This window comes from Paraburkholderia piptadeniae (genome assembly GCF_900007165.1).
Lineage (GTDB): Bacteria > Pseudomonadota > Gammaproteobacteria > Burkholderiales > Burkholderiaceae > Paraburkholderia > Paraburkholderia piptadeniae.
This window is the reverse complement of sequence record NZ_CYGY02000138.1, coordinates 22,823-32,659: the sequence shown is the minus strand read 5'-3', so window position 1 is coordinate 32,659 and position 9,837 is coordinate 22,823. Positions and strand designations below refer to the sequence as shown.

Annotated in this window: 14 protein-coding genes; 2 read left to right on the top strand and 12 right to left on the bottom strand. The window is 62.5% G+C overall.

The genetic code is table 11. The features are described 5' to 3' along the window. The 12 genes from BN2476_RS42790 to BN2476_RS42740 all read right to left on the bottom strand — a co-directional run. Positions 1 to 1,103 (bottom strand): TraB/TrbI/VirB10 family type IV secretion system protein (locus tag BN2476_RS42790; protein ID WP_087740167.1); only part of this gene is annotated, 1,103 nt, incomplete at its 3' end. A 17-nt stretch (positions 1,104 to 1,120) separates the two neighbouring features. After that, complete coding sequence (locus tag BN2476_RS42785; protein WP_235851227.1) at positions 1,121 to 2,005, bottom strand: TrbG/VirB9 family P-type conjugative transfer protein; 885 nt, start codon at positions 2,003 to 2,005, stop codon at positions 1,121 to 1,123. A gap of 29 nt (positions 2,006 to 2,034) precedes the next feature. Next, positions 2,035 to 2,886 carry a VirB8 family type IV secretion system protein gene (locus BN2476_RS42780; protein WP_087740165.1) on the bottom strand — a complete coding sequence of 284 codons (852 nt, stop codon included), beginning with the start codon at positions 2,884 to 2,886 and terminating at the stop codon, positions 2,035 to 2,037. 8 nt (positions 2,887 to 2,894) lie between these two features. Continuing rightward, on the bottom strand, positions 2,895 to 3,038 hold the full coding sequence (locus BN2476_RS49040) for a hypothetical protein (protein ID WP_227747142.1): 144 nt from the start codon (positions 3,036 to 3,038) through the stop codon (positions 2,895 to 2,897). A gap of 20 nt (positions 3,039 to 3,058) precedes the next feature. Then, positions 3,059 to 3,187: a hypothetical protein gene (locus tag BN2476_RS49430; RefSeq protein ID WP_265335317.1), complete on the bottom strand. Its 129-nt coding sequence runs from the start codon at positions 3,185 to 3,187 to the stop codon at positions 3,059 to 3,061. An 8-nt stretch (positions 3,188 to 3,195) separates the two neighbouring features. Then, a complete protein-coding gene (locus tag BN2476_RS42770) occupies positions 3,196 to 4,110 on the bottom strand; it encodes a TrbL/VirB6 family protein (protein ID WP_087740171.1) in 915 nt (304 codons plus the stop codon). 24 nt (positions 4,111 to 4,134) lie between these two features. Then, positions 4,135 to 4,380, bottom strand: a complete 246-nt coding sequence (locus tag BN2476_RS42765; RefSeq protein WP_087740163.1) for a hypothetical protein — start codon at positions 4,378 to 4,380, stop codon at positions 4,135 to 4,137. Beyond that, positions 4,370 to 5,047 (bottom strand): TrbJ/VirB5 family protein, encoded by a 678-nt coding sequence (locus BN2476_RS42760; protein WP_087740170.1) that lies wholly within the window; start codon positions 5,045 to 5,047, stop codon positions 4,370 to 4,372. Before BN2476_RS42760 ends, BN2476_RS42765 begins: the two co-directional genes overlap by 11 nt. Positions 5,048 to 5,058: 11 nt before the next feature. After that, positions 5,059 to 7,632, bottom strand: coding sequence for a VirB4 family type IV secretion system protein (locus BN2476_RS42755; RefSeq protein ID WP_087740162.1), 2,574 nt, complete (start codon positions 7,630 to 7,632; stop codon positions 5,059 to 5,061). Next, positions 7,632 to 8,069: a VirB3 family type IV secretion system protein gene (locus tag BN2476_RS42750; protein WP_087740161.1), complete on the bottom strand. Its 438-nt coding sequence runs from the start codon at positions 8,067 to 8,069 to the stop codon at positions 7,632 to 7,634. The genes BN2476_RS42755 and BN2476_RS42750 overlap by 1 nt, the downstream gene beginning before the upstream one ends. Positions 8,070 to 8,078: 9 nt before the next feature. Continuing rightward, positions 8,079 to 8,429 carry a hypothetical protein gene (locus BN2476_RS42745; protein ID WP_087740160.1) on the bottom strand — a complete coding sequence of 117 codons (351 nt, stop codon included), beginning with the start codon at positions 8,427 to 8,429 and terminating at the stop codon, positions 8,079 to 8,081. Positions 8,430 to 8,472: 43 nt separating this feature from the next. Next, positions 8,473 to 9,135, bottom strand: a complete 663-nt coding sequence (locus tag BN2476_RS42740) for a lytic transglycosylase domain-containing protein (RefSeq protein ID WP_087740159.1) — start codon at positions 9,133 to 9,135, stop codon at positions 8,473 to 8,475. A gap of 32 nt (positions 9,136 to 9,167) precedes the next feature. Between BN2476_RS42740 and BN2476_RS46220 the strand changes: the two genes are divergently transcribed. Then, positions 9,168 to 9,425: a hypothetical protein gene (locus BN2476_RS46220; RefSeq protein WP_143811220.1), complete on the top strand. Its 258-nt coding sequence runs from the start codon at positions 9,168 to 9,170 to the stop codon at positions 9,423 to 9,425. Next, positions 9,412 to 9,831 (top strand): helix-turn-helix domain-containing protein, encoded by a 420-nt coding sequence (locus BN2476_RS42735; RefSeq protein ID WP_087740158.1) that lies wholly within the window; start codon positions 9,412 to 9,414, stop codon positions 9,829 to 9,831. The genes BN2476_RS46220 and BN2476_RS42735 overlap by 14 nt, the downstream gene beginning before the upstream one ends. Positions 9,832 to 9,837: the final 6 nt, after the last annotated feature.

Here is a 9,837-nt window from a genome sequence, read left to right as displayed (position 1 = left end):
CTCACCATCAGCGCCCCCTTGAAGCGGAGCCAGAAATGCTCGTCGATGTAGGCGGGAATGCCGGCCGCCCCGAGGGAATCGGTCGCCGGCGAGTTCATGGGAATACGGACATCGCCGTCGTCGATCTCGTCCCAGATCGCGCCAATGACGCCCTGCCCGTGCATTACGGCGTCGCGCTGCTCGCCTTTGGCCAGCGCGCCCTTGCGAATGAGCAGCGTCGTGCCATCGTCCGACCAGACGTCATCGGCGATCGGACAGCCCACCAGCCCCGGCCGGTCAGTGCGGATTGCGGTGGCCTGCCCGCACCGGATCATGGTGTTCCGGCTGATCAGGTAATGACGGTTCGGCCGGAACGAGGCACGCATCGGCTGCAGCTTCGAGGGCTGCAGGGACTGGTCGAAGACCGATCCTTTGTTGTCGCCGGCATCATGGTTATCAGTCAGCCCTGCACCAGATGAACCGGCGGCTCCAGATGGCCCGCCCCGCAGCGCCGCGAGCCCCATGGACTTCGCCATGCCGGCCAGACTATTGCCACCGCCGGTGCCGTTGCCCGTCGTGTCTGCGCTGCCGCCGCCCGCGTCACTGGATGCGAGCGCAGAGTCTTCAGGACCACCGGTGGCCCGGCTGTCTCGGGACATGACCAGCACGCTGCCCGAGAGACGCCGCTCCGCGGGTGACAGTGGCCGCGGCCGGTTGTTCGCAATCGCGGTGCCCCCTTCGCCGACAGGGTGCGACGCTGCGCCGGCCGGCGGGGCGAGCTGCTGCCTTGCCGCGGCGGCAGCCGCAGCTTCCGATGCGGCGCGCGCCTGATCGGCTTCGGCCCGCTTGATGCGCGCCTTCTGTGTTTCGAGGTCGGCCCCAGCCTCGCTCGCGCCGCTGTCCTTCGGCTTGTTGAGCGCCGCCTGTTTCGCGTCCTGATGCTGCTGGAAGAGTCGCTGCAGGTAGATCGTGACGCCTGATGCACCCAGCGCAATCACGACCAGCGCGACCAGCACGAGCCTGAGCTTGCCCGCGCGCGTGCGGCGGCGTCCGGGCAGGTCCAGCGACGGCTGCGGCGCCGTGTCCGCGCGCCCGGCGTTGCCGATTTCGTTGCGTTCGCTCATGCGTGTGCGCGCTCCCGTCAGTCGTCCACCCGATCGCGGCTGCCGTGCGCGCGTTCGATGCGCGCCGTACCGGGCAACGACGAGGCGGTGCGGTTGTAGTGGCCGTCCGGCGAGTAGCCGTCGTTGCGGATGCCCAGCACCGCCTGGCCGTAGCGGATGATGAACGTCTTCGAAACCTCGTGGACGACAACGGTGTCGCCTTCCATATGGAAATTCACCGTCGCCTCACTGCCGTCCGGCAGCTTCGTGAAAATCGTCGGCAGATCGCGCGCGGTCGCGTACCTGAAGTAGGTGAAACGTCCGTCGTCCCACAAGGCGGTAGGCGCAAGCGCGCGATCGCCGCGCATCATGTACTGCATGTTCGCCGCCGGCGCGGATGACCCGGGCGCACCCGGGGACACCGCTGCGCCCGTCGCTCCGGTTCTCGCCGGACCAGCCGGAGTGTCCTGCTGGCCCGCCAGTACGGCGCTGACGGCCTCCCGGCGCCGCAGCTGTTCGGCCGCGGTCTTCGCCTTCGTGTCCGGATAGTCGAAGCGCAGGATCCACGTCGCGGGCTGCGCCCGCGATACATCGACAAGCGACAGCGAATAGGTGCGCCGGTTGGTCACGAGCACGAGGTTGGTTTCGGGTTGCAGCGCACCGGGCTTGAGCAGCGCTCCGCTGTCGTTGACCGACACGTGCCAGGCGCGTGCATCGCCAATGCCGCCGCCGTCTTTCAGGATGTGTTCTCCGGGCTCGAACTGGATCATCACCACACGGCCTGGCATCGTCGCCACGCGGTAGGCCTGGTCGGGGCTGTACGTCGCGCACTGGATATGCGGGTCGGCGCCGCAGCTCCGCGGGATTTCAAGCGCGTGCACGCGGCCACCGGCGAGCGCACAGGCGGCCATGATCGCGACCACGCCTGGCGGCGAGCGAAGGCCCGCACGACTCATGGCCCGCTCCCGGGCATCTTCGATGCGGCCGGTGCGGGATCGGGCGATGCATCCGCTGGCGCGCGGGTGTAATCGCGTGTGACCTCGTAACTGGTGCACCGGAACCCGTCCGGATCGATGTCCTGCTGATCCTGTTTCTCCGGCACATCGACGCGCGTGAAGGCCACCGTCGCAATCCACCAGGTCGGGTCCGGGTGCTTCGCCGCCACATTCAACGGGATCACCTGCCGTGAGAAGAACACCTGCGCGGTCGAACCGACAAAGGTGATCGAGCCGACCCGGGCGATGATGCGCGCCTGGTCTTTGAGCAGCTTGAGCGGGCCGGCCGGCCCACGGATGAGCGCGTCATAAGCGTCCTTTTCATGATCGTCGCTCATGAACATCACCGCGCTGTGCATGTCCGAAATCGTCTCCCAGTCGTAGCTCTCGCGCATCTCGACATAGCGGCGCAGGTCCGCGCGGTCGGTTTTTTCAGTGAAGCTCACGTGGCCGTTCGCGGTCGTTGGCAGCACATCCACCTTGCCGGTCGTGTCGTTCACCCGCAGCACAGCCGGTGGATTGGGTCTTTTAAGTAGTCCTAACGCTGCCATGCCAAAAACAGCCGCGAGGGCGATGCCACCCGAGAGCACTGATCGCCGGTCGGCGACGCGCGCCTTTTCTTCGGCCATCTCCATCTTCGACTTCTCGAACTCCCGGGCCTGGTCGAGATACCAGCTGACCGCGTCACGCTGTGACCGGTCGACGGCACGCGCTGCTGCCTCCAGGTGCGCGGCCGATATGGGCGGCGTCGGGGCGCGCTTGCGCGAGCCCACGCCAGCCGCGAGCCACTGTCTGATTACCGATACCATCCTGGTCCTCACTTCGGGTCCGTGCGACCCGCCTGCTGGGTCAGCGGCTGGTTGACAGGCATCCACTGGCCTGTCGGCTCCGCTGGTTTCGGCGGAGAACTGCACGCCTGCAGGACAAATGCGAGCAGGCCTGCGCGGAATATGGTCTTCATGCCTGAAATCCTCTCACCAGTCATTCGTGCAACCGGCGGTAGATGAACATACCGATGACGTTGAGCAACGCCCCCACGAAACCGGCAAACGTAACCCAGCAGACGGCGACCAACCACCAGCGGATCAGCTTCGCAAAGATATCTGGCATACATCCGCCTATGCTGCCGAAAGGGAGCCACCCGTCTTGTACTTGCCGGCGCCACCCGTTTTCGCGGCCGCGGCCAGCGCACGTCCCAGACCACCCAGCTTGCCCGTCATGGTCGAAATGCCCACACCACTCGCCAGCGCGGAGGCCAAGCCCGGAAGATTGAGGGCGACGACGAAGAACACCACGCCCATCACGTCGATTTCCACCACCTGCTGCATCGACGGGAAGGCCGTCCCGCTCGGTGCAATTGATTTCGCGAAATTGACTTCGATCGCGCCGGCGCCCGCGAACAGGGCTACGAGCAGCGCGTAGTTAAAGCACTGTCCCGCCCAGTTCCAGAAGTACTGTCGCACCGGCGGAAACAGCGCCATTGAAATGAAGAGTGGCCCGAGTGCGAGTAGCAGTCCGAGTGCGAATTTCGCGAGGATGATGTAGGCCACGGCCAACCCCATGAAGGGCGTGGCAAAGATAAGCATCACTGAAATCACCCACACCGCTCCGATAATTTCGAAGTTGTGCGCGTGATCGTAGATCTGCCCACAGGCGTTGATGTACGCGCTCAACAAATTATCCAGTCCCGAGACGGGATTGCTTTGTCCTGTAATCGCACCGGAGAGTGCCTCGCCAAAACCATTGACAGCCGGCACGATGTACTCGGTATAGAACTGGATGTTCATGCCGCAGGTCAGGATGAACGCCCAGGCCGCCATACGCATCAGGAAGTCGTTGATCGGTTCATCGTTCTGTCCCTGCCAGTACGACCACACGACCAGTAGCACGTAGATGCTGAAGCACGTCATCATCAACGGCGCAATCAGACTGATGATACGTTCCGAACCTGAACTGATCGTCGCGACGACGTTGGCGTCGAAGTCGGACGTCATCCTTGAGAAGATCGTCGTCGTGATAAGCGTATAAGACATCTTTGGCTCCTGAAGTCGTTCCATTCACTGCATTGCTTTCTTCACCACCTGATCGGCTTCTCTGTCCCGCTCACGCTGTTCAGGCGTTTCCTCCTGCTCGAGCTTTTCGGGCGTCGTACCAAGCAGATGCGCCCTGAATTCCAGATCCTGCCTGTGCGCAATCTCTTCCTGCACGTTGTGCTGATGACGGTCCCACGCGAGATAGCCCAGATAACCGGCAATGACAACCAGCAGACTGACGATCGCGGAAAGAAGAGCTTTATTCGCCACTTGAACCTCCGAGGAACTGGTTTTTGAATTCGCGGTCGCGCTGGTCTTGCGCGAGCTTGAGCTCCGCCTGCTGCAGCTGGGCGGTGAGCTGCAGGCGCGTCTGCTCATTGGTGACCATCGCCTCTTCAGCAGCCATCCTGTTTTGCAGATCCGCCTTCTCGGCCGGATCCTGCGTGAGGTTCGACTGCTGCATCAGCGACTGGATGTTATTGAGCCGCGCCATCGTCGCGCTGTACGCCTGCTCGTTCATCGCCTTGTTGGCTGCGAGCACGTCGTAATAGCGCTGTTGCCCCGGTGTCGAGGCGTCCGTCATGCCTTCCTGCTGCTCGATCGAGCGCATCGACGAACTGATGCCCGACAGGCTGCCACGCTTCGCCTGGTCATAGATGTCCTGCCACTGTTCCGGCAGGTAGTTGCGCAGCGATGCGTAGTTCATGATCGTGCCCAGGCTGCTGTTACCGGTGAGTGCGCGGTACTGTGCCTCCTGGTTCTCGATCTGCTGCATCAGCTGCTGAACCTGCATCATCTGCTGGGCAAGCTCGGCCGGCGAGATGGTTGGCACACCTTGGGCGTGTGCGATGATCGCTGCACACAGGCAGAGCGCGGTGACGGCCACACGACCCGCCCGCAGCAGGCGCGCCGGGCGTTCGACATCGTTGACGTTCACGATTCCCCCCATCAGACAGTGACAGCTTCGTTACCCGCGTCGACAGCGCGTGCCGACGCATAGATGCGGGCGAGCTCGGCGCGCTTGCACTCGAGACCACGCCGCAGCTCGTCTGCCCACAGCCGCTCATCGGCGCCGTGCTTCGCCGCGAGGCGCGTGCGCAGTTTGCGTTCGAAGACACGTTCCAGGTAGACCGGTAGCCATACGTCCGGATCTTCCCCCAGCGCCGCGCGCACCGTGTCGCAGATCAATACGTTCTCGCGATCACCCGAGAACACGGCGATCGCGTCTTCCATGCCGCTGAGGTCAAAACCCGCGAACGCCGACTGGTTGCCCTGCTTGATGAGGAACCGGCGCGACGAGGGCGTGAGCTTCCTGAACTCCGTGAATTCCTTGCGCGTCATGCCGTCGCGGACGTACGCCTCCTCTTCCGCCGCCGGATCCGCCAGATACAGGTTGGTCGCAACCAGACTGCGCAGCGCCGGGTACAGGTCGGCGGCCTTCTGGCCCTGCTCGGGCTGCTGGGTGATGAGCGTGATGAACTCCCCTTCCTTGCGGCCGCTCGCGAGCGTTTCCTCGATCTGCTCGCGGATCGTGCGGAAGCGGATCGGCATCCAGTACTCTTCCATCACGGTCTGCATGAGCCGGCCCTCACCTCGCATCAGCTTCTTGAGGTGGAAAAGCCAGGCAAACGCCGGCTCGGACGGTTCGTAGTTTTCGACGAGGAACGCCTCGACGTCAAAGCCGATCCAGCGCTGCTCCGTCATGTTCAGCGCCAGGTTCGGTGGGTTGTCAAACACCCACCAGAAGCGGCCGTTGTCGGATTTGCACCAGAGCGACAGACGCTGGCGCAGACTGTCATCGCCCTCATCTGGAATGCTGTCCAGCAGCAGACTGAAGCGCCGCAGGCGCACGTCCTCGATACCCATCACCGCGTCGACGGCGTTGCGGCACTGGATCTTCTCGGCGGCGGTCAGATCGATCTTGACGGATTTGCCCTGATGATCAACGCCGCTTCTGCGTCCACAAAGCTCGACCAGCCCGTACAGGAACTCGCGATTTTCAGCCGTGTCGGCCAGCTCGAACGGCGCCCAGCCTGTCGGTTTGCCTTTCTCCAGATGCACGTAGGCGCCGCGCATCGCGCGGATGAATACTTCCCAGCCTCGGCCCTTGTCCAGCACGAACAGCAGCTGCCCGAACCGGGACAGCATGCCGGCGATGGCGGTCGCGACAGTCGACTTGCCGGCACCGGTCGTGCCTTGCAGCTTCACGTGCGCGGCCAGCTTCTCCGCCACGTTGACGTCGCCCTGCCGGCTCGCATGCGGGCTGAAGTAATAGATGCCCGATGCGGAACGGAATGGGATGACAGCTGAGCCGTCGCCGATAGGGTTGCCCTCAGCCTTGCCGGCGGAATAGTCGTGGCAGGTGAACATCGACGCAAAGTTGCGCGACGACTGGACCTTGGGCCGTGGCTTGACCTTCGCGCCCGGGACCTGCGAAAAATACGTGAAGGGCGCGGAACCGGTCGCGAGCGCCCAGTCAACACCGCATTCGTTCAGCGATCGGGATGCGAACAGGATCCCGTTTTCCAGCGCCTCCTGTGTACTTGCGCCATAGATCACGGCCGCACCATGGTACACGCCGAACGACAGCTCGCCCGTGTTGACGTAACCCTGCGCATCGCGCAGTTCCCTGACCTGATGCTTCGCCTTGTCGCCGGCGGACTCCAGCTTGTTGATTGCCGAGTCGATCGTGCGGTTTGATTCGAAACCCGTCATGCAGTTGAAGGAATGCACAACCGTGAATTCGATCGGCAGTGAGAGCACCGGATCGAGCTGGCCGAAGCCCGGCTTGTCCGGAAAGCTGCGCAGGTCGCGACAGGTGAAGAACCGCCGGTGGTCCGGCACGCCCGGCCCGTCAATCGCGTGCGTGTCGTAGCCAAAGCGCAGGGTGCTGGACGGAATGACGTCAACACCTGGCTCTGCTGCGACTGGCAGATCACCCGTCACCCCGTTCACGAGATAACTGACGAAGCCATACAGCGGCGAAAACAGCATCTTTGTGCCGTTCATATGCGTGCGCTCGTACACCGCGAGCAGTTCGGCCTCGTAGTCCGCAAACTGTTGCAGGGCCTGCTGCGCCAGCGAAGCGATTTCCTTCAGCCCATCCTCGAAGTCCTCGTACTTCAGGATGATCGAAAAGTAATAGCGGTTTTCAAAAAACCGGCCACCCCTGAACTGCCCGCCATGCTGCGTCGAAAACCAGTTCATGAAGGGGCTGTCGAAACGGTACTCGTGATCGGCGTTCACGCGCCGTCGCATGAAAACGCCGTGGTAACCAAGGCGCCCGCCATGGTCGCGGCCCAGTTTGCTCAAGATCTCCGTGTCGCGGTCGAACTTGCGGTCAAGCACCTTGTTTTCGAATACCTCGAACGGCACACCGCGCAGCGCAAGCGTCACCATGAAACGGTTTCCGTCGATGTGCTGCACATGCCTTGTGACCGGATGCCTGAACCCCGGCATCCAGTCTTCGACGGCGCCGATCGCGCCGAGGATCTCGCTCGAGACGGTTGATCTGCTACCCATCACGGCTCCTGACCGGGCTCACGCAGCCGGCGCTCGCCCTTGCCCAATGGTTGAAGAAAATCGCGAAAGACACGACGCTGCCGGCCGTATCGCAGTGGCGCAAGCGTCGACGTGTTGCCGAAATGCGGCGCCGCTCTCCCGGCATTCACCCGCGCGCGGATGCGCAACTGCCAGAAGTAGAACCGGCAGCGGAACTGCAGCCACATGATCCACAGTCCTTGATCGTCGGTTTCGCAGATGTGCTTGAACGACAGCAGCACCGGAAAGCCGAGAAACACGAAGAGGAGGCCGCCCGGGCCGACGAAGAAGGCCACGAGCACACCCGTGAACATCGAAGCGACGACCACCACGAGCATCGCCATGTAGGGCACGCCCCAGATGGCCGCGGTGCGTCCAAGTCCATTGAAACCGGCGTAGCGGGCTTTCTCGTCCGACATGGCACGCGCTCAGGTAAACAGGTTCCACAGGTACGGCGCGAGCACGCCGACCACCGCACCGACCACCGCGACCTTGCCGCCGAGCGTGACGAACTCGCTCCAGTGCGAACGATCGGCCCAGCATTCGGCACCTTTCCAAAGCAGCACACATGAAGCACAGACACCGAGGAACGAGTACAGCCAGATCTTGAACGTATTCGCACCCTCAGTCGCCGAATCAAGACCGCCTCCGGCCAAGGCAAGTTCGGGCGCAAGCAGTGCTGCGCCGAGCAGCGTTGACTTTGCAGCGCAGATAATGCATGCTGCATCATCTTTTAGTCGTGCTAACTTGATGGCACAGAATTTGATTTTTCGAAACATGGCTTCTCTCTTTCAAACGAACGCCGCGGCGCGGCCAGTCAGATCATTTGCACGCGTCGCTATCACAGTCGAAGTCGCCAAAGGCATCCCACGGCGGATGCGGCGCGTCATGGCGCTGCGGTCTAACGTCCCGTTGAGAGGGGCTGGACTTAACCTTTCCGGCGATAACCTGCGTTGTAGGGCCAGCTGGCCGGTCCATGATCACGGGTATCGCCGAAACAAGGTTGGCCTTACCTACCGTCGTCTGCGCATTGGCGACGACACGCTGCACATAGCTGGATCCGCCGGACTCAACCCGCTCGCCACGAACGAAGTTACCGCTGTAGTAGCAACTGATCGCCCCCCGCAGCGCACGTTCGCCCCGTCCGTACGAAGCGCTTGCACGCTGGTAGCAGTCGTGCAGAATGGCGCCAGCGACCCGCAGGTTGGCACATGGGTCAAAAGCGGTTTCGTACGTCACCTCGTACCGGGAAAGATTGAACCGGTTGACCTGCCCAATTCCCAAACTGAAATCTATGCCACGGGCAGCCAGCGCACGAACCGTTGCAAGCGCCTCTTCAAGAGTCTTCGGCTGTCTCTGCAGATGACCTCCAACGACGCCAACTGCCAGTGGATTAAAAGCCGACTCCGTACGGACAATCGCCTGCAAGGTAGCTGCCTGCACGGTCGGCGCACATTCGTGCGCGAGAGTGGCAAAATCAATCACGCTTCCTCCTCCGCTCCGGGCGCGAGCGCAGCGTGAAGCTCAAGAAGGCGCAGCCCCAGATTTGCATTTGGCCGCTCCGTTACACCGCGCAGCGGATCACTGATGGTCGACTACCCGCATCCGCAAAGCCTCACGAGCTTGAGTTGAGTAACGCCACCACGCGCTCGGTTCGTCAATCGATCAACGACGATCTGACAGTTCATGAAGGAACGATAGCGGAAAACCGATATTTGCGTCAAGCGGAAAACCGATATTCAGCTACTCTATCTTTGTCGCATGGAAAATTCTAAACAGGGGCGCACCCCTTTCGGAGAGCGCTTGCTCCGTGCGCGCAAGAACAGAGGGCTCACCCAAAAACAGGTAGAGATGCACGTCGGAATTGCGCAGAGCAATCTCGCTGAGCTTGAGCTCAAGGGCACCGGGTCCAGCTTCACCGTTTCGCTCGCGTTGCTGTATGGCGTCAACCCAGTATGGCTGGCTCTTGGGAAAGGACCGGTTACGGGCGGTAGGCCCTCCCCAGACTGGCTGGAAGGATTGTCGGAGAGTGAGCTCCGCTCAGTCGAAGAGTTCGTGCAGAACATCGTCGCAGCCCGGCGCCGAGGTCAGGCGCGCAGACCACAGATGGATGCTGTTGACTCGCAAGAGCCAGACCGTAAACGCGAGGCACGCAAGGGCACTGCGAGCAAGGGGAAGTGAAATAGG

Bases quoted from the DNA above. Each gene is read 5' to 3' on its own strand.
- BN2476_RS49040 (WP_227747142.1), bottom strand. From the start codon at position 3,038: ATGAAGACCATATTCCGCGCAGGCCTGCTCGCATTTGTCCTGCAGGCG.
- BN2476_RS42755 (WP_087740162.1), bottom strand. From the start codon at position 7,632: ATGGGTAGCAGATCAACCGTCTCGAGCGAGATCCTCGGCGCGATCGGC.
- BN2476_RS49430 (WP_265335317.1), bottom strand. From the start codon at position 3,187: ATGCCAGATATCTTTGCGAAGCTGATCCGCTGGTGGTTGGTCGCCGTC.
- BN2476_RS42750 (WP_087740161.1), bottom strand. From the start codon at position 8,069: ATGTCGGACGAGAAAGCCCGCTACGCCGGTTTCAATGGACTTGGACGC.
- BN2476_RS42770 (WP_087740171.1), bottom strand. From the start codon at position 4,110: ATGTCTTATACGCTTATCACGACGACGATCTTCTCAAGGATGACGTCC.
- BN2476_RS42735 (WP_087740158.1), top strand. From the start codon at position 9,412: ATGGAAAATTCTAAACAGGGGCGCACCCCTTTCGGAGAGCGCTTGCTC.
- BN2476_RS42780 (WP_087740165.1), bottom strand. From the start codon at position 2,886: ATGGTATCGGTAATCAGACAGTGGCTCGCGGCTGGCGTGGGCTCGCGC.
- BN2476_RS42745 (WP_087740160.1), bottom strand. From the start codon at position 8,429: ATGTTTCGAAAAATCAAATTCTGTGCCATCAAGTTAGCACGACTAAAA.